The sequence below is a fragment of the Streptomyces sp. NPDC028991 genome, assembly GCF_055564775.1.
This window is the reverse complement of the sequence record NZ_JBVHVP010000003.1, coordinates 480,531-497,164: the sequence shown is the minus strand read 5'-3', so window position 1 is coordinate 497,164 and position 16,634 is coordinate 480,531. Positions and strand designations below refer to the sequence as shown.

Genomic DNA, 16,634 nt, shown 5'->3' with positions numbered 1-16,634 from the left:
CAGCCCGTGAAGGTCGGCGTCATCGGACTCGGCGACATTGCGCAGAAGGCCTACCTGCCGGTGCTCGCCACCCTGCCCGGCGTCGAACTGCACCTCCAGACCCGCACCCCGGCCACGCTCACCCGGGTCGCCGACGGACTGCGCGTCCCGGACGGGCAGCGCCACGCCGGCCTCGGCCCACTCCTCGCCGAGGGACTCGACGCCGCCTTCGTGCACGCGCCGACGGCCGCCCACCCGGAGATCGTGACCCGGCTGCTGGAGGCCGGCGTCCCGACCTACGTCGACAAGCCGCTCGCCTACGAACTCGCCGACTCCGAGCGCCTGGTGGCCCTCGCCGAGGAGCGCGGCACCGGCCTCGCCGTCGGCTTCAACCGGCGGTACGCCCCCGGGTACGCGCAGTGCGCCGAGCACCCGCGCGAGCTGATCCTCATGCAGAAGAACCGCATAGGCTTGCCCGAGGAACCGCGCACGATGATCCTCGACGACTTCGTCCACGTCGTCGACACCCTGCGCTTCCTGGCGCCCGGCCCGATCGACGACGTGACCGTGCGCGCCCGCGTCGAGGACGGCCTGCTCCACCACGTGGTGCTCCAGCTCGCCGGGGACGGCTTCACCGCGCTCGGCGTCATGAACCGGCTCAGCGGCTCGGCGGAGGAGATCCTCGAGGTGTCCGGCCAGGACACCAAGCGCCAGGTGGTCAACCTCGCCGAGGTGATCGACCACAAGGGCCAGCCGACCGTGCGACGGCGCGGCGACTGGGTCCCGGTCGCCCGTCAGCGCGGCATCGAGCAGGCGGTGCTCGCCTTCCTCGACGCCGTGCGCGCCGGCCAGGTGCTCAGTGCCCGGGACGCGCTGGAGACCCATGCGTTGTGCGAGCGGGTGGTGCGGGCGGTGGCGGAGCGCTCCGCCTGAGCCGCACCGCCCGTACACCCTCGGCGGCGGCCCAGGTCGCGAGGATCAGCAGCGCCGCGTGCACCGTCCAGTCGCCGTAGCGGACGTACGGCGTGCTGCCGTGCGTGAGCGGCACCTCGTACACCCGCGACGCGCTCGCGTCGGTGCCGAGCCACGCCCCGATCCGGGCGCCGTTCGCGTCGTAGACCGCGGAGACGCCGGTCAGGGTGGCGTGCACCATCGGGCGGCCGGTCTCGGCGGCGCGCAGTGCGGCGAGCGAGGCGTGCTGCTCGGGGGCCCAGGTGTGCTGGAAGGTCGACGTCGACGACTGGGCGAGCAGCACCTCGGCTCCGTCGGCGGCCAGCCGGCGGCTCATGTCGGGAAACGCGCTCTCGAAGCAGACCATCGGCCCGATCCGCAGCCCGTCCGCGACCTCCATCACCACCTGCTCGGTGCCCCGCCTGCGGTCCTCGCCCGCCGCCTCGCCGACGGAGGTGGCCCAGCCGAGCAGGGAGCGGGCCGGGACGTACTCGCCGAACGGGACGAGCCGCATCTTGTCGTACCGTTCGCCGGTCGGGCCGTCGGGGCCGACGAGCACGGAGCTCTTGTAGATGCCGGGCTTGTCGGAGCGCCGTGCGTCCACGTTGACCAGGATGTCCGCGCCGGTCTCCCGCGACAGTGCGGCGAGCCGCCGCGCCAGGTCGGGCCGGTCGTCCAGGTCGAAGCCGACGCTGCTCTCCCCCCAGACGATCAGGTCGAGGTCGCGGCCGGCCAGCCGGCGGGTCAGCTCCTCCTCGCGGTCGAAGCGCCGGTCGGCACTGGCCGCCCCGGCGACGATGCCGGGCTGGACCACGGCGATCGCGGCCCTCTCGCCGTCGGCATCGGGGCGCGGCGACCAGACCCAGACCGCGGAGGTGGCGGCGGCGGTGGCGACCAGCCCGGCCAGAGCGGGCACCCGGGCCCGCCGGACGGCGACGAGCACGGCGACGGCGACGTTCACGGCCACCACCAGGAAGCTCAGCAGCCAGACCCCGCCCACCGAGGCGAGCCGCAGTGCCGGCGCCGCCTGCCACTGACTCGCGCCGAGCATGCCCCAGGGGCCGCCGAGCCCTTCCCAGGAGCGGACCAGCTCCACCGCCAGCCAGCCCGACGGCAGCACCACAAGCGACGTGGCGACCCGGCGGACCGAGGGCGCCCCGCCCAGCAGCCGGCGCACCAGCCACCCCCACGGCGCCCAGAGCGCGCCGAGCAGCGCGGCGACGACGAACGTGAACACGTGCAGGTTGGGCAGCAGCCAATGGTGCATGGCCAGCATGAACCCGAACCCGCCGCACCATCCGTCGTACACCGCCCGCTTCCCGCTCGGCGCCGTCCGGACCAGCAGCAGCCAGGGGACCAGGGCGACCCAGGCCCACCACCACAGGGCCGGGCCCGGAAAGGCGAGCACGGGCACCGCGCCGGCGAGCGTGGCGGCACCCGAGCGCCGCCACGGGGAGGCGAACCAGCCGCCGATCGTCTTCATGGGCGCCTCCCTACCCCGTGGTCTCTCCAGTGTGCGCACTCGACGAGGGCGAATTGCAGTTGATCACATCGGATGACCGGGCCCGGGGAAGCGCGACCTCGTCTAAAATGATCGATGATCGATCAAACTGGGAGCGGATCGGTCCCTCGATCCCGCGACGATGTTCTGCTGGAGGTACTCATGGAGCGTCCCATCACGGTGGTCACCGGTGGCAGCCGGGGGATCGGCGCGGCGGCCTGCCTGCGGCTCGCGGCGGACGGGCACGATGTCGCCGTGGGCTACGTGCGGGACTCGGCGGCGGCGGAGGCGGTCGTCGCGGGGGTGCGCGAGGCCGGCGGCCGCGGTGTCGCGGTCCGGGCGGACACGTCGGTCGAGGCCGACGTCGAGCGGCTCTTCGAGAACGCGGAGGAGCGGCTCGGACCGGTGACCGGGCTGGTGAACAACGCGGCGGTGACCGGCCCGCTGGGACGCCTCGCCGACAGCGACACCGCGAACCTGCGCCGGGTCCTCGACGTCAATCTGCTGGGCGTGCTGCTGTGCGCCCGGCGCGCCGCGCAGCTGATGACCGCCCGGGGGAGCGGTGTGATCGTGAACGTGTCGTCGGGCGCCGCGACCATCGGCAGCCCGGGGGAGTACGTGCACTACGCGGCGAGCAAGGCGGGCGTCGACGCCCTGACCCTGGGCCTGGCCAAGGAACTCGGCCCGGACGGCGTCCGCGTCAACGCCGTCGCGCCCGGGATCGTCGACACGGAGATGCACGTGGCGATGGGCGCCCCCGACCGGGCGCGGGTGATGGGGCCGGCCGTTCCACTGGGGCGTGCGGGGCGGGCGGAGGAGATCGCCGCGGCGATCTCCTGGCTGATGTCCCCGCACGCGTCGTACACGACGGGGGCGGTGCTGCGGGTGGCCGGCGGGCGCTGACCGCCCAGGCCGGTCAGGCCGCCTCGATGACCTCGCCGCGGATCGCGGTCGCCCACTCGACCACCAGCAACTCGTACTCCACACGCTCCTGGGCCGACAGCGTCCCGCCGGCACGCCGCCACAGCGCACGGATCTGATCGTTCAGCTCCGCGGCGGACCGCACGGAACCAGGGGTCACGGAATCGGGGGACATGCGGACAAGCCTAGGGGCAAGCACTGACAGTGCGCTACCGGACGGCTACGGAAGCGGTGGCGGTCAGCCGGACGACTCCGCGGCGTGCGGGCTGAGCGCACCCGTCGCGACCAGGGCGATGATGACGACACCGAGCGCGATGCGGTACCAGACGAACGGCATGAAGCTCTTGGTCGAGATGAACTTCATGAACCAGGCGATGACGACGTACCCGGTCGCGAAGGCGATGACCGTCGCGAACAGCGTCGGCCCCCAGGACACGTGATCGCTCTCCATCGCGTCCGTGAGCTCGAACAGGCCGGAGGCGAGCACCGCCGGGATCGCGAGCAGGAACGAGTAGCGGGCCGCGGCCTCGCGGCGGTAGCCCATGAAGAGACCGCCGCTGATGGTCGCGCCGGAGCGGGAGACGCCGGGGATGAGGGCCATGGCCTGGCAGAGCCCGTAGATCAGGCCGTCCCGGATGTTCAGGTTCTCCAGCTCCTTGCGCTGCTGGGGCGCGCGGTGCCGGCCGCCCTTCTCGTCCCGCGCGGCCATCCGGTCCGCGACGCCGATGATCACGCCGACGACGATCAGCATGGTCGCGGTGATCCGCAGGTCGCGGAACGGGCCCTCGATCTGGTCCTTCAGCGTCAGGCCGAGGACGCCGATCGGGATCGAGCCGACGATCACCAGCCAGCCCATGCGCGCATCGGGGTTGTGGCGCATCGACTTGTCGGTGAGCGACCGTGTCCACGCCGAGATGATCCGCCCGATGTCCTTGCGGAAGTAGATGAGTACGGCGGCCTCGGTGCCGATCTGCGTGATCGCCGTGAACGCCGCGCCCGGGTCGTGCCAGCCGGAGAACGCCGCGGTCAGGCGCAGGTGCGCGCTGGAGGACACGGGGAGGAACTCGGTCAGCCCCTGGACGAGTCCGAGGATGAGTGATTCGAACCAAGACATGAAGTTACGGAGTCCAAGTGCCGATCGAGAAACGGGCGATGGGCACGCCGAACCGCCGTCTGCGGTGATCAGGACCAGGCGTGCCGAGGGGCAGCGTAGCGCCCTTGGGTGAAATCCAGGAGACAGGGGTGGACGGTGTGAAGGGAGTGCCTGGGAGGTGTCGCTCGGATCAGGCCTGGGCCGCCGTCGGGCCCGTCACCGTCCAGCCCGGGACCTGCGGATGGGCGGTCAGGTCCTCGTGCCGGACGGTTTCGCCGCAGGCCCCGCAGGCGACCCGCGGGACGAGTTCGCAGCCGCAGGAGTGCTCGATGACCATGGGGCGCTCGTCGTCCCCACGCAGGTGCCGGTCGCCCCATGACATGAGGGTCATCAGGACCGGTTCCAGCTCCAGTCCCGCCGTGGTGGGCCGGTACTCGAAGCGCTGCGGGCGCTCGCTGTAGGGCTGCCGGGTCAGGATTCCCGCGTCGACGAGCCGCCGCAGCCGGGTGGCGAGGATGTCGCGCGGGGCGCCGATGTTGCGCGCCAGCTGGTCGAAGCGGCCGTTGCCGAGACACACCTCGCGCAGGACGAGCAGGGAGTACTTCTCGCCGACGAGCGCCAGGGTGTCGGCGATCGAGCAGGGGCGCGGGTTCTTGGGGGCGGCGGCCATGGCGCAAGTCTAGGTGAGGGTCCGGTTTTCCAACCCGGCCGCGGGCCGGGCACGCCTGTGGGTTTGATTTCCAAACTCTTCGCGCTAGAGTGAGTCCAGATTTCCTACTCACTGGTAGTCACCGGCCATCGGAGGTCCGCACCATGCGTGACGCAGTCGTCGTCGAAGCCGTACGCACTCCCATGGGCAAGGGCAAACCGAACGGCGCCCTCGCGCACGTCCATCCCGTGGAACTCCTCGCACACACGCTGCGCACCCTCGTCGAGCGGACCGGCGTCGACCCGGCGCTGATCGACGACGTCATCGGCGGCACCGTCGACCAGGTGGGCGAGCAGGCCATGAACACCACCCGCTACGCCCTCCTGTCGGCCGGCTTCCCCGAGTCCGTCCCCGCGACCACGGTGGACCGTCAGTGCGGCTCCTCCCAGCAGGCCGTCCACTTCGCGGCCCAAGGGGTCATGGCCGGGGCGTACGACCTCGTCGTCGCCTGCGGGGTCGAGTCGATGAGCCGGGTGCCGATGTGGTCGAACGTGCCGCCCGGCGCGGACCCCTTCGGCCCCGGCGTCGGCGCCCGCTACCCGGACGGACTCGTCCCGCAGGGCATCAGCGCCGAACTGATCGCCGCCAAGTGGTCGCTCACGCGGGAGCGGATGGACGCCTTCGCCGTCGCCTCCCACCACAAGGCCGCCGCGGCCTGGGACACCGGCCGCTTCGACGCCGAGGTCGCGCCTCTCGACGGCGTCGCGCGCGACGAGTGCGTACGCCCCACCAGCAGTGTCGAGATCCTCGCCGGGCTCAGGTCCGCCTACCACGACCCGGCCTTCGCCGAGCGCTTCCCGCAGATCGAGTGGAACGTCACCGCGGGCAACGCCAGCCCGGTCAACGACGGGGCCTCGGCCGTGCTGATCGCGTCGGGCGAGACCGCCGCACGCCTCGGCCTGCGTCCGCTCGCCCGCCTGCACGGCTTCGCCGTCACCGGGTCCGACCCGCTGCTGATGCTGACCGGCGTGATCCCCGCCACCGAGAAGGTGCTGCGCAGGGCGTCGCTCTCCCTCGCCGACATCGACCTGTTCGAGGTCAACGAGGCCTTCGCGAGCGTGGTGCTGGCGTGGCAGCAGGAGACCGGCGCCGACCTCGACCGGGTGAACGTGCACGGAGGGGCGATCGCCCTCGGCCATCCCCTCGGCGCGAGCGGCACCCGGCTCACCACGACGCTCGTCCACGCCATGCACGAGCGCGGCGCCCGCTACGGCCTGCAGACGATGTGCGAGGCGGGCGGACTCGCCAACGCCATGATTCTGGAGGCCGGGTGACTCCCGGTCAGCGCCCGCGCAGTTGCTTCCGCTTGCGCCAGGCCACGACGGCACCCGCCAGACCCGGCAGGGCGATGCAGGCCAGCGCGATCAGGAAGGCGGGGGAGGTCGGCGTCGAGGCGCGGGCGCCGGCGACGGCGTAGGCGGCGGTGTTGGGGATCGACCCCAGCGCGGTCGCCAGCAGGAACGGCAGCAGGCCCATACGGGACACGGCCGCGCAGTAGTTGGCGGCGGCGAACGGCACCCCCGGGAACAGCCGCGCCGCCAGCATCGAGCGGAAACCGTGCCGGCTGAGCTGCCCGTCCGCGGCCTTCAGCCACCTGCCCCGCAACAGCGGACGCAGGGCCTCCTGGCCCAGCACCCGGCCGAGGCAGAAGGCGATCCCGGCACCGAGCACCGTCCCCGCCAGCGCCGAGGCGAGACCCAACTGGGAACCGAACAGGGCGCCCGCGGCAAGGTTCAGCAACGGACGCGGCACGAAGGCGACGGTGCACAGCCCGTACGCCACCGCGTACGCGACCGCCGCCGCGGCACCCCCGAGCTGCGGCGGCCAGCCGTTGGTCAGCAACTGCTGCGGCTGGAACAGCAGAACCGCGGTCGCGGCCGCCGCGAGCAGGGCGACGAGCAGGGAGAAACGCGACCACGGAGAGAGCAGGACTCTCGTCACGCGAGCGGCGAAGCCGGTCGGCGCGACCGGCGCGACCGGCCCGGCGGCGGTGGCGACGGCGAGCTCCGTCGCCGCGGTCCGGGGAGAGGCCGCGGCGGTGCCCCCAGAGCGGGTGGTGGCATCGAACATCCGGTGACACTAACCGACAAATGTGTGTGATCGCCGTATGGTGCGTCTCATGAGCGTCACAGCCAAGGGAATTCCGGACGTGCCGCGCAGCCCCCTCGCCGACACGGTACTGGAGCGGCTCACCGACGTGTACGCCGCCGCGGCCGATCCCGGGCGGGCCGTGGCGATGCGGGCGTACATGAAGGACGTGGCGCCCTTCCTGGGCTTGACCTCCCCGGTTCGCCGCTCCCTGTCGCACGCCGTCCTCGCGGGACTGCCCCGCCCGGGCGAGTCGGACTGCACCGCGGTCGCGCTGCGCTGCTGGCGGCTGCCCGAGCGCGAGTACCACTACTTCGCCGTCGATTTCCTGCGCCGGTATGTGACGCATTGCTCCTCCGGTTTCCTGCCCGTGGTCCGGCACCTGGTCACCACGGTGCCGTGGTGGGACACCGTCGACCTGCTCGCCGCGCACGTCGTCGGTGGGCTGGTCGCGGCCGACCGCGACCTCACGGCCGACATGGACGCCTGGATCGCGGACGAGGACCGGTGGCTGGTCCGCACGGCGCTGCTCCACCAACTGCGCCACAAGGAACGCACCGACACCGACCGCCTCTTCGGCTACTGCCTGCGCCAGTCCGGCCACACCGACTTCTTCGTCCGCAAGGCCATCGGCTGGTGCCTGCGCGAGTACGCCAAGACCGACCCGCACGCCGTACGGGCCTTCGTGGCCGAGCACGGGCAGGGCCTCGCGCCGCTGTCCGTGCGGGAGGCCCTGCGGAACATCGGCCCGTAGCGGACCGGCGCGATCGTCGACCGCCCGTGCCATGAAAACCATTCGACGTGGGGCGAGGCGTCGGCAAGGATCGGCGTCATGTTCCGGTATGCCTTCCACCTCGCAGCATCCGCGGTCGCGGATGCCCCGAAGGCTGCCGTCCCCTTCTTGCCGGCCGCCGTCGACGGCGCCCGAAGCTGACCCTCCCCGGATCGTCCGGCGGACCCCGCAGGGGGAGGGTCGGCCGGTCCCCGGGGTCCCCATCCACCGCCACGAGGCTTCGAGGTACCGCCATGTCCAAGACGGCGTACGTCCGCACCAAACCACACCTGAACATCGGCACGATGGGCCACGTCGACCACGGCAAGACCACCCTGACCGCCGCCATCACCAAGGTGCTCGCCGAGCGCGGCGCCGGCACCTTCGTGCCGTTCGACCGCATCGACCGCGCTCCCGAGGAGGCGGCGCGCGGCATCACCATCAACATCGCGCACGTCGAGTACGAGACCGACACCCGGCACTACGCGCACGTGGACATGCCGGGCCACGCCGACTACGTCAAGAACATGGTCACCGGCGCCGCCCAGCTCGACGGGGCGATCCTCGTCGTCTCCGCGCTGGACGGGATCATGCCGCAGACCGCCGAACACGTCCTGCTCGCCCGGCAGGTGGGCGTCGACCACATCGTGGTCGCGCTCAACAAGGCCGACGCGGGTGACGAGGAGCTGACCGACCTCGTCGAGCTGGAGGTCCGCGAACTGCTCACCGCTCACGGCTACGGCGGCGACGCCGTGCCCGTCGTGCGTGTCTCGGGTCTGAAGGCCCTCGAGGGCGACCCGCGGTGGACGGCGTCCGTCGAGGCGCTGCTCGACGCGGTGGACACCTATGTGCCCATGCCCGAGCGGTACCTGGACGCGCCGTTCCTGCTCTCGGTGGAGAACGTCCTCACCATCACCGGCCGCGGCACGGTCGTGACCGGCGCGGTCGAGCGCGGCACCGTCCGCGTCGGCGACCGGGTCGAGGTGCTCGGGGCGTCCGTCGAGACCGTCGTCACCGGGCTGGAGACCTTCGGCAAGCCGATGGACGAGGCCCAGGCCGGGGACAACGTGGCGCTGCTGCTGCGCGGTGTCGCCCGTGACACGGTGCGTCGGGGGCACGTGGTCGCCGCCCCCGGCAGTGTCGTGCCCGCGCGGCGGTTCTCGGCGCGGGTGTACGTGTTGTCGGCACGTGAGGGCGGGCGTTCGACGCCGGTCGCCACCGGCTACCGGCCACAGTTCTACATCCGGACCGCGGACGTGGTCGGCGACGTCGACCTCGGCGAGGTGGCCGTCGCACGGCCCGGTGACACCGTCACGATGACGGTGGAACTGGGGCGGGACGTGCCGCTGGAGACGGGGCTCGGCTTCGCGATCCGCGAGGGCGGCCGGACCGTTGGGGCGGGGACGGTGACCACCGTGGAGTGAACGGTTACGACGGTGAAGACGGCGGGGCGGCCGACGGGCCGGGCCGCGGTCCTTCACCCGGCACAATGGCGGGGTGAACGAGCCCATACCCGTCAGCCGCGTCACCGACCACGGCACCGCCAAGCTCATGCCCGACGTCGACCGGAAGCGGGCCTGGCTGCTCACCGTGGACGGGGCGCCGCAGTCGTACGTCGACCTGGACGAGCCGGCGCACCTGGAGTTCGAGTACACGCGCCGGCTCGGCCACGTCCTGGACACGGTCGCCGAGCCGGGCCGTGCGCTGGACGTCCTGCACCTCGGCGGCGGCGCGTTCACCCTGCCCCGGTACCTGGCCGCGACCCGGCCCGGCTCGCGGCAGGACGTCGTGGAGGCCGACCGGGGGCTGCTGGACCTGGTCGCCGAGCACCTGCCGCTGCCGGAGGGCGCGGGCGTCACCACGCACGCCGCCGACGCCCGCGCCTGGCTGGAGGCCGCCCCCGCGGACTCGGCCGACGTCCTGGTCGCCGACGTCTTCGGGGGTTCACGGGTGCCCGCGCACCTGACCTCCGTCGCCTACGCCCGTGAGGCGGCACGGGTCCTGCGCGCCGACGGCGTGTACGTGGCCAACCTGGCCGACTCCGCGCCGTTCCCCTTCCTGCGCCCGCAACTGGCCGGATTCGCCACGCTCTTCGAGGAGCTGGCGCTGATCGCCGAACCGGGCGTGCTGCGCGGACGCCGCTTCGGCAACGCCGTCCTCGTCGCCGCGCACCGTCCGCTCGACACGGCCGGGCTGGCCCGGCGCACCGCCGCCGACGCCTTCCCCGCCAGGGTCGAACACGGGCCCGCCCTGCGGGACTTCGTGGGCGACGCGCGGCCGGTGCGGGACGAGGAAGCCGTACCGTCGCCCGAGCCTCCCGCCGGGGCGTTCGGCATCGGCTGAGCGGCGCGCGCGGCGCCGCCCGCCGGGTGCCATGTGCCTACGACTCGGTCGGCGGTTCCTCGGTCAGCCGGACGGTGCTCAGGATCTTCTGGATCGTGGCCTCCGGGACCTCGTCGTCGACGCCCTTGGCGCCGTACAGGTTCCAGGTGACGAAGTCGCCCGCGCTGTTCTTGAACGCGAAGGTGATCGCCTTGCCCTCGGTGTCGCACTTCCCCTTCTGGGGCGTGCCCTCGGAGTGCGCCGTGATGACGCTGCCCTTGATCCCGGACGTGGTGGTGTACGCCTTCGGCTTGCCGTACTTCACGCTCTTCTTGTCCGGCTGCGTGTAACCGCCGAAGATCCACCACGGCACCCGCGTCTCGGCCGCCATGTCGGTGTCCTTCGCGCCGCTCTCACCACGCGTACCGGTGGTGGCGAGGGCGGTGCTCTCCTTGCGGCCGTCCTTGTTCTCGTCGGTCGTACACCACTCGGACTTCAGGTAGGCCGGGGCGGTGACGGTGGTGCGGTCGGTCTTGCCCTTCTCTTCCCACTCGAAGCCGACGCTGGTGTCGGTGCTGTCGATCTCCCAGTCGGCGGGCACGTCGAACATGGTGCCGAAGCGCGGGTTCGCCACGACCTTCCAGCCGTCGATGGTCGCCTTCAGTCCGTCGCCGCCGCGCGGGTTGTCGTCGTCGCCGGACGCGCTCGGATCGGCGGACGGGGTCTCGGACTTGTCGGCGGACGCGCTCGCGGACGGCTTCTTGTCCTTGCCGTCGTCCGCCTGGTCGTCCTTGTCACCGCCCAGCACCAGGAACCCGGTGACACCGGCGGCCACCACCACGGCGAGCGCCGCGACGATCGCGACCACCTTCGTCCGGTTGCCGCCCCCGCCACCGCCCGGAGACGGCTGCGGGGCCCCGGCAGGCTGCGGAGCACCCCACTGCTGCTGCCCGTAAGTGCCGGGCTGCTGCTGGTAGCCGGGCTGCTGGTACGGATTCGGCTGCTGGTACCCCGGCTGCTGGTACGGATTGTCCTGCGGGTTCTGCTCGCCCCCGGGCGGCTGCTGTCCTGGCCACATGAGGAGTCACCCTAATGCCGTCCAGGACACGATTCGGTCACCGGCCCTTGTCAGGGACGTACCGAAGTCGTGAACGTGGCTCCTCAGGAGTCCGCCGGCGTGAACTCCCTGACGGTGGCGAGGATCTTCTCGACGGTGGCGTCCGGCACCTCGTCGCCGACGTCCGCCGCACCGAAGAACGACCAGGAGACGAGGTCGCCGTCGGCGGCCTCGAAGGCGAACGTCGTCGCCTTGCCGTCCCCGTCGCACTCGCCCTTCTTCCCGACCCCGGACGACCGGGAGGTGGCGACACTGCCCTCGATGCCGGAGGCGGTGGTGAAGGAGGTCACCGGCCCCGTGGTGACCTTGTCGCGGGCCGGCTGGGCGAAGGCCCCGTAGACCCAGGCCGCCGAGTCGTCCCGGGCGATCGCCTCGGTGCTCCGCGCACCGTTGTTGCCGCGGGTGCCCGCGCTCGCCAGCGGCGTGTAGTCGACCGAGCCGTCCCGGTCGTCGTCGGCCCCGCACCACTTCTCCTCGAGCACGGCCGGGGCCTTCATGGCGACCAGCGGCTTCTCCTCGGGGTCGTCGTCCTCGGCGACGTAGGTGACCCAGTCGCGCGAGCGGAGCGCCCAGGATGCCGGTACGTCGAAAGCGATGCCCTGGCCGGGGTTGGCCACCACGCGCCAGCCGGCGACGGTCGGCTCCGGTGCGTCGTCCCCGCCCCGCGGGTCGTCGGCGGCCGGGGTGGGCGCCGAAGCGGCGGTGGGGCCGGGCTCCGCCCGGTCGTCCTCGGCGCCGCGCAGGAGGACGGTTCCGGTCACGGCGGCGGACACCACGACGACCGTGGCGGTGACGACCGCCACCAGCTTCGTACGGCCACCGGGACCCCGGCCGGGCGGCGGTACGGCCGTGACCGTGGGGGCGTTCCAGGGGGCGGGGTGCTGCCCGGCGTACGGCTGTTGCCGCTGGTGGCCAGGCCGCTGGTACGGGTCGGGCTGCCGCGGGTCCGGCGCGCCGCCGGATGACTGCTCTCCTGGCCACATGGGCGGGAAGCATACGGCGATCATCCCGGACACCTGGCCCCAGGATGCTACTCATGGGTAACCTTCCGTCATGAGCGCAGATCAGATGTCGATCGGCGAGTTGCTCGCCGCCACGGTGCCGATGGTCCGGACCCTGAACCTCGAGTACCTGGAGACCACTCCGGAGAAGGCCGTACTGGCCATGCCGGACCAGAGCGAGTACCGCAACCACGTCGGCGGACCGCACGCCGGAGCCATGTTCACGCTGGGCGAGTCGGCCAGCGGCGCGATCGTGCTGGCCGCCTTCGGCGACCAGCTCTCCCGGGCGGTGCCGCTGCCGGTCACCGCCGAGATCGCCTTCAAGAAGATCGCCCTCGGCCCGGTCACGGCCACCGCGACGCTCGGCCGCCCGATCGCCGACGTCGTCGCGGAGCTGGACGAGGGCAGCCGCCCGGAGTTCCCGGTGCGCGTCGCCATCCGGCGAGAGGACGGTGCCGTGACCGGTGAGATGACGGTCATATGGACCCTGCGTCCCAACAGCTGACGCCCCTCGGACCGGTAGGCTTCCCGGGTCGCCTCGTTCGGAGGCGACCCGGGAAGCGGTGCGAGACCCACCCGGAACGCAGCAGGGACGCGGATCGGAGGGCCTGGCCTTGCACGTCCAGGAATGGCTCGGCACGGTGCCCGCGGCGGCCGTCTACGCCGTCGTCGGACTGGTCATCGGTCTGGAGAGCCTGGGCATTCCGTTGCCGGGCGAGATCATCCTGGTCTCGGCGGCCCTGCTCTCCTCCCAGCACGGCGGCGTCGACCCGTTGCTGCTGGGCGTCTGCGCCGGCGCCGGCGCGGTGACCGGCGACTCCATCGGGTACGCCATCGGCCGCAAGGGCGGCCGGCCGCTCCTGGCCCGGCTGGGCGGGAAATTCCCCAGGCACTTCAGCGAAGGGCACGTCGCCACCGCCGAGCGCTCCTTCCGGAAGTGGGGCATGTGGGCCGTGTTCTTCGGCCGCTTCGTCGCCCTGCTGCGCATCTTCGCGGGTCCGCTGGCCGGCGTGCTGCGGATGCCGTACTGGAAGTTCCTGATCGCCAACGTCCTCGGCGGCATCGTCTGGGCCGGCGGCACCACCGCCGTCATCTACTACGTCGGTGTCGTCGCCGAGTCCTGGCTCAAGCGGTTCTCCTGGCTGGGCCTGGTGGCGGCCGTGGGCATCGGCGCCGCCTCGATGCTCGTCGTCCGGCGCAAGGCGACCAAGGCCCGGGCGGGAGCCGGACCGGTGGCCGCCGGCGAGTGAGGCCCCGGCAGCGGCGCGGGGCCGTGCCGGTCCGAGGGTGCGCCACGCGGCCGCGACCGGCCGCGGACGACCCGCGGCCCGCCTCCTACCGGACGTCCCCCGACGCGTCCCCCGACGCTCCCCGGTGCTCGACGGCCAGGGCCGCGTACATCGTGCCGTTCAGCGTGACCCCCTGACGCTCCTCCTCCGTCAGCTCCCGCTTCACCTTCGCCGGCACCCCCGCGACCAGCGAGCCCGGCGGCACCCGCATCCCCTGCGGGACCAGGGCCTGCGCCGCGACCAGGGAACCGGCGCCGATCACCGCGCCGTTGAGGACCGTCGCGCCCATGCCGATCAGGCAGTCGTCCTCCACGGTCGCGCCGTGCACCACGGCGTTGTGCCCGATGGAGACGCGCTCGCCGACGGTGACGGGAAAGCCGGGGTCGGCGTGCAGCGTGCAGTTGTCCTGGACGTTGCTGCTCGCGCCGACGGAGATCCGCTCGACGTCGCCGCGCAGCACCGCGCCGTACCAGACGCTCGCCCCCGCGTGCAGCGTCACGTCCCCGACGACCGATGACGTCGGCGCCACGAAGGCCTCCGCGTCCACCTTCGGAGCCTTGCCGCCGATGCCCGTGATCAGCGCCTTCTGCGTCATCTTCGCCTCCTGCTCGGGTGATGTACGGCACCGTACGCCACCCGGTGGGGTGAAGATCACAGGCCTCCGCGGTCATGGCCGCACCGCGCGCCGACTACCGTGAGCGGGTGCCGAAGCGCAAGAACACGTTCTCGTCCTGGTCCAGCCGCCTCGCGCAGCGCGCCGTCCACGCGGGCTGGGCCTGGGTCCAGCGCACCGGCTCCGTCACCGCCGCGCGTCCCGGCCGCTTCCGCTTCGGCGCCCTGGGCACGGGCACCCGGCTGGCCTTCCCGCTCGGCACGGTCTTCGGCGAGCCCTGGATCCACGTCGGCGCCCACTGCATCATCGGCGAGCAGGTCACGCTGACCGCCGGACTCATGCCCGACCTCGACCTGGGCCCGGAGCCCATCCTGCGCATCGGCGACGGGGTCGTCCTGGGCCGCGGCAGCCACGTCATCGCGGACACCACGGTCACCATCGGCAGCGACTGCTACTTCGGCCCGTACGTCTACGTCACCTCCACCAATCATTCCTACGACGACCCGCACCAGCCCATCGGCAAGCAGTGGCCGCGGATGCACCCGGTGGAGATCGGCCCCGGCTGCTGGATCGGCACCGGAGCGGTGATCCTGCCGGGCGCGCGGATCGGGCGGAACGTGGTGGTGGCCGCCGGTGCCGTGGTCCGCGGCACGGTCCCCGACCACGCCGTGGTGGCGGGCGCGCCCGCCCGTGTCGTACGGCGCTGGACATCCGACGAGGGCTGGCAGCCACCGCTGCGGACCCCGGCTCCGGTGCCGGTACCCGACGACGTCACACCGGGACAGCTCCGGGCGCTGTCGAAGCTGGACGACGAGGCGGTGGCCCGGCTCGCCGAGCTGGGCGACCGGACGGGCGGGACGGGCAGGCTCGCGGAGCCGGCCGCCGAGAACTGACCGCGGCGGTCCCGGTGCCGCCCGTCCACCGAGACGGCGGCGACCGGCGAGACCGGCATGGAGTACGGCGGCAGCACCCCGGTCGGCCTGCCCGGCGACTGGCCCGTGCTGGTCGACTCGGCCGTCGTCGACCTGCCGTACGTGCTCGTCGGCAGCGGACGCCGGCGCGGCAAGCCGCTGGTGCCGGGCGAGGCCTTCGCCGAGCTGCCGGCGGCCGTGGTGCTGGAGGGGCTGGGCGTCGCCTGACCGTTCAGGCCGTGGCGTGGTGGGCCAGCGCCAGATGCGGGTCCGTCTCGCCCGGGGCCGGTGCCGGGTCCGCGTGGACGAGCGCGGCGGTGAGCCGGGGGACGGCGTGCAGCAGGGCGTGCTCCGCCTCGACGGCGATGTGATGCGCCTGCCGGACCGTCGCCTCGCCGTCCACCACCAGCGCCACCTCCGCCCGCAGCCGGTGCCCGATCCAGCGCAGCCGCAGTTCACCCACCCCGTGCACACCGGGCACCCCGGCGAGCACCCGCTCGGCCCGGTCCACCAGCGCCGGGTCGACGGCGTCCATCAGGCGCCGGAACACCTCGCGCGCCGCGTCCCGCAGGACCAGCGCGATCGCGGCCGTGATCGCCAGCCCCACGACCGGGTCGGCGAGTTGCCAGCCCACCGCCGCACCCCCGGCGCCCAGCAGTACGGCCAGCGACGTGTAGCCGTCCGTCCGGGCGTGCAGTCCGTCGGCGACCAGCGCGGCGGAGCCGATCGCCCGGCCCACGCGGATCCGGTAGCGGGCCACCCACTCGTTGCCGGCGAAACCGACCAGGGCGGCCACCGCGACCGCCGGTAGGTGCGTGACCGGACGCGGGTCCAGCAGCCGGTCCACCGCCGTCCACGCCGCCAGGACCGCGGACGCGGCGATCGTCAGGACGATGACGATGCCGGCCAGGTCCTCCGCCCGCCCGTAGCCGTACGTGAAGCGCCGGGTGGCCGCGCGCCGGCCCAGGAGGAAGGCGATGCCCAGCGGCACGGCGGTCAGCGCGTCCGCGATGTTGTGCACCGTGTCGCCGAGCAGCGCCACCGACCCGGAGACCACCACCACGGCCGCCTGTACCACCGCCGTCGCGCCGAGCACCGCCAGTGACACCCACAGGGCGCGCAGTCCGCGGGCCGAGGACTCCAGGGCCGGATCCACCTTGTCGGCGCTCTCGTGGGAGTGCGGGGCGAGGCGGTGGGTGAGCCGGTGCCCGAGGCGGTGCCACGGGCGGGCGGGGGAGTGGTGCCCGGGAGTGCGGGCACCGTCGTCCTGGTGCCCGCCGTGCTGATGGTGCGTGTGGTGGTGAGGTCGATCGTCGCGCTGATGCCGGTGCGGGTCGCTCACGGGATGCCCCTTCCGGTGGTCCGGT

The 16,634-nt window shown here is 72.9% G+C and carries 18 protein-coding genes and 1 pseudogene; 10 read left to right on the top strand and 9 right to left on the bottom strand.

Translation table 11 applies throughout. From position 1 onward, the window contains the following. The first annotated feature begins 6 nt into the window (after window positions 1-6). Window positions 7-912: a Gfo/Idh/MocA family protein gene (locus ACZ4V1_RS09950; protein WP_468332145.1), complete on the top strand. Its 906-nt coding sequence runs from the start codon at window positions 7-9 to the stop codon at window positions 910-912. On the opposite strand, the gene lnt is transcribed toward ACZ4V1_RS09950, so the two are convergent. Further along, window positions 836-2,413, bottom strand: a complete 1,578-nt coding sequence (gene lnt, locus ACZ4V1_RS09945) for an apolipoprotein N-acyltransferase (protein WP_468332142.1) — start codon at window positions 2,411-2,413, stop codon at window positions 836-838. The two genes, ACZ4V1_RS09950 and lnt, sit on opposite strands and share 77 nt — an antisense overlap. 180 nt (window positions 2,414-2,593) lie before the next feature. On the opposite strand from lnt, the gene ACZ4V1_RS09940 reads away from it, so the two are divergent. Further along, window positions 2,594-3,334 (top strand): SDR family oxidoreductase, encoded by a 741-nt coding sequence (locus ACZ4V1_RS09940; RefSeq protein WP_468332139.1) that lies wholly within the window; start codon window positions 2,594-2,596, stop codon window positions 3,332-3,334. A gap of 13 nt (window positions 3,335-3,347) precedes the next feature. Here the strand turns inward: ACZ4V1_RS09940 and ACZ4V1_RS09935 are convergent, their stop codons facing one another. The 3 genes from ACZ4V1_RS09935 to ACZ4V1_RS09925 all read right to left on the bottom strand — a co-directional run bounded on the left by ACZ4V1_RS09935 (window position 3,348) and on the right by ACZ4V1_RS09925 (window position 5,115). After that, window positions 3,348-3,527: a hypothetical protein gene (locus ACZ4V1_RS09935; RefSeq protein WP_073731417.1), complete on the bottom strand. Its 180-nt coding sequence runs from the start codon at window positions 3,525-3,527 to the stop codon at window positions 3,348-3,350. 63 nt (window positions 3,528-3,590) lie between these two features. Further along, a complete protein-coding gene (locus ACZ4V1_RS09930; RefSeq protein WP_468332136.1) occupies window positions 3,591-4,466 on the bottom strand; it encodes an undecaprenyl-diphosphate phosphatase in 876 nt (291 codons plus the stop codon). A 169-nt stretch (window positions 4,467-4,635) separates the two neighbouring features. Next, the gene (locus ACZ4V1_RS09925; protein ID WP_468332133.1) at window positions 4,636-5,115 is read right to left on the bottom strand and encodes a winged helix-turn-helix transcriptional regulator; all 480 of its coding nucleotides are present in this window, start codon (window positions 5,113-5,115) and stop codon (window positions 4,636-4,638) included. Between the two features lie 143 nt (window positions 5,116-5,258). On the opposite strand from ACZ4V1_RS09925, the gene ACZ4V1_RS09920 reads away from it, so the two are divergent. Next, window positions 5,259-6,428 (top strand): thiolase family protein, encoded by a 1,170-nt coding sequence (locus ACZ4V1_RS09920; RefSeq protein ID WP_468332130.1) that lies wholly within the window; start codon window positions 5,259-5,261, stop codon window positions 6,426-6,428. A gap of 7 nt (window positions 6,429-6,435) precedes the next feature. On the opposite strand, the gene ACZ4V1_RS09915 is transcribed toward ACZ4V1_RS09920, so the two are convergent. After that, a complete protein-coding gene (locus tag ACZ4V1_RS09915) occupies window positions 6,436-7,224 on the bottom strand; it encodes a TVP38/TMEM64 family protein (protein ID WP_468332127.1) in 789 nt (262 codons plus the stop codon). Between the two features lie 49 nt (window positions 7,225-7,273). Here ACZ4V1_RS09915 and ACZ4V1_RS09910 point away from each other — a divergent pair, with 49 nt between their 5' ends. From ACZ4V1_RS09910 to ACZ4V1_RS09900, 3 genes are all read left to right on the top strand, one after another. Then, complete coding sequence (locus ACZ4V1_RS09910; RefSeq protein WP_468332124.1) at window positions 7,274-7,996, top strand: DNA alkylation repair protein; 723 nt, start codon at window positions 7,274-7,276, stop codon at window positions 7,994-7,996. A gap of 272 nt (window positions 7,997-8,268) precedes the next feature. Beyond that, a complete protein-coding gene (gene tuf / locus ACZ4V1_RS09905; protein ID WP_468332121.1) occupies window positions 8,269-9,438 on the top strand; it encodes an elongation factor Tu in 1,170 nt (389 codons plus the stop codon). Between the two features lie 73 nt (window positions 9,439-9,511). After that, window positions 9,512-10,357, top strand: coding sequence for a spermidine synthase (locus ACZ4V1_RS09900; protein ID WP_468332118.1), 846 nt, complete (start codon window positions 9,512-9,514; stop codon window positions 10,355-10,357). 37 nt (window positions 10,358-10,394) lie between these two features. Here the strand turns inward: ACZ4V1_RS09900 and ACZ4V1_RS09895 are convergent, their stop codons facing one another. Both ACZ4V1_RS09895 and ACZ4V1_RS09890 read right to left on the bottom strand, forming a co-directional pair. Continuing rightward, entirely contained in the window at window positions 10,395-11,414 is a 1,020-nt protein-coding gene (locus ACZ4V1_RS09895; RefSeq protein ID WP_468332115.1) for a DUF8017 domain-containing protein, read from the bottom strand. 83 nt (window positions 11,415-11,497) lie between these two features. After that, entirely contained in the window at window positions 11,498-12,436 is a 939-nt protein-coding gene (locus tag ACZ4V1_RS09890) for a DUF8017 domain-containing protein (protein WP_468332112.1), read from the bottom strand. 85 nt (window positions 12,437-12,521) lie between these two features. Between ACZ4V1_RS09890 and ACZ4V1_RS09885 the strand changes: the two genes are divergently transcribed. Further along, the gene (locus ACZ4V1_RS09885; RefSeq protein WP_468332333.1) at window positions 12,522-12,959 is read left to right on the top strand and encodes a DUF4442 domain-containing protein; all 438 of its coding nucleotides are present in this window, start codon (window positions 12,522-12,524) and stop codon (window positions 12,957-12,959) included. A gap of 109 nt (window positions 12,960-13,068) precedes the next feature. Then, entirely contained in the window at window positions 13,069-13,704 is a 636-nt protein-coding gene (locus tag ACZ4V1_RS09880; protein WP_468332109.1) for a DedA family protein, read from the top strand. A gap of 85 nt (window positions 13,705-13,789) precedes the next feature. Here ACZ4V1_RS09880 and ACZ4V1_RS09875 read toward each other — a convergent pair whose 3' ends face one another. Then, window positions 13,790-14,338, bottom strand: a complete 549-nt coding sequence (locus ACZ4V1_RS09875) for a gamma carbonic anhydrase family protein (protein WP_468332106.1) — start codon at window positions 14,336-14,338, stop codon at window positions 13,790-13,792. Between the two features lie 107 nt (window positions 14,339-14,445). Here ACZ4V1_RS09875 and ACZ4V1_RS09870 point away from each other — a divergent pair, with 107 nt between their 5' ends. Together ACZ4V1_RS09870 and ACZ4V1_RS09865 are read left to right on the top strand one after the other, a co-directional pair. Continuing rightward, on the top strand, window positions 14,446-15,249 hold the full coding sequence (locus tag ACZ4V1_RS09870) for an acyltransferase (RefSeq protein WP_468332330.1): 804 nt from the start codon (window positions 14,446-14,448) through the stop codon (window positions 15,247-15,249). Between the two features lie 39 nt (window positions 15,250-15,288). Then, window positions 15,289-15,495 (top strand): annotated as a pseudogene (locus ACZ4V1_RS09865) (YbaK/EbsC family protein); the annotation flags it as partial. Between the two features lie 4 nt (window positions 15,496-15,499). Here the strand turns inward: ACZ4V1_RS09865 and ACZ4V1_RS09860 are convergent. Continuing rightward, window positions 15,500-16,609, bottom strand: a complete 1,110-nt coding sequence (locus tag ACZ4V1_RS09860; RefSeq protein ID WP_468332103.1) for a cation diffusion facilitator family transporter — start codon at window positions 16,607-16,609, stop codon at window positions 15,500-15,502. Between the last annotated feature and the right edge of the window lie 25 nt (window positions 16,610-16,634).

Excerpts from the sequence above, each read along its gene's own strand:
- lnt (WP_468332142.1), bottom strand. The coding sequence starts at position 2,413 with ATGAAGACGATCGGCGGCTGGTTCGCCTCCCCGTGGCGGCGCTCGGGT.
- ACZ4V1_RS09940 (WP_468332139.1), top strand. The coding sequence starts at position 2,594 with ATGGAGCGTCCCATCACGGTGGTCACCGGTGGCAGCCGGGGGATCGGC.
- ACZ4V1_RS09935 (WP_073731417.1), bottom strand. The coding sequence starts at position 3,527 with ATGTCCCCCGATTCCGTGACCCCTGGTTCCGTGCGGTCCGCCGCGGAG.
- ACZ4V1_RS09930 (WP_468332136.1), bottom strand. The coding sequence starts at position 4,466 with ATGTCTTGGTTCGAATCACTCATCCTCGGACTCGTCCAGGGGCTGACC.
- ACZ4V1_RS09925 (WP_468332133.1), bottom strand. The coding sequence starts at position 5,115 with ATGGCCGCCGCCCCCAAGAACCCGCGCCCCTGCTCGATCGCCGACACC.
- ACZ4V1_RS09920 (WP_468332130.1), top strand. The coding sequence starts at position 5,259 with ATGCGTGACGCAGTCGTCGTCGAAGCCGTACGCACTCCCATGGGCAAG.
- ACZ4V1_RS09915 (WP_468332127.1), bottom strand. The coding sequence starts at position 7,224 with ATGTTCGATGCCACCACCCGCTCTGGGGGCACCGCCGCGGCCTCTCCC.
- ACZ4V1_RS09910 (WP_468332124.1), top strand. The coding sequence starts at position 7,274 with ATGAGCGTCACAGCCAAGGGAATTCCGGACGTGCCGCGCAGCCCCCTC.
- tuf (WP_468332121.1), top strand. The coding sequence starts at position 8,269 with ATGTCCAAGACGGCGTACGTCCGCACCAAACCACACCTGAACATCGGC.
- ACZ4V1_RS09895 (WP_468332115.1), bottom strand. The coding sequence starts at position 11,414 with ATGTGGCCAGGACAGCAGCCGCCCGGGGGCGAGCAGAACCCGCAGGAC.
- ACZ4V1_RS09890 (WP_468332112.1), bottom strand. The coding sequence starts at position 12,436 with ATGTGGCCAGGAGAGCAGTCATCCGGCGGCGCGCCGGACCCGCGGCAG.
- ACZ4V1_RS09885 (WP_468332333.1), top strand. The coding sequence starts at position 12,522 with ATGTCGATCGGCGAGTTGCTCGCCGCCACGGTGCCGATGGTCCGGACC.
- ACZ4V1_RS09875 (WP_468332106.1), bottom strand. The coding sequence starts at position 14,338 with ATGACGCAGAAGGCGCTGATCACGGGCATCGGCGGCAAGGCTCCGAAG.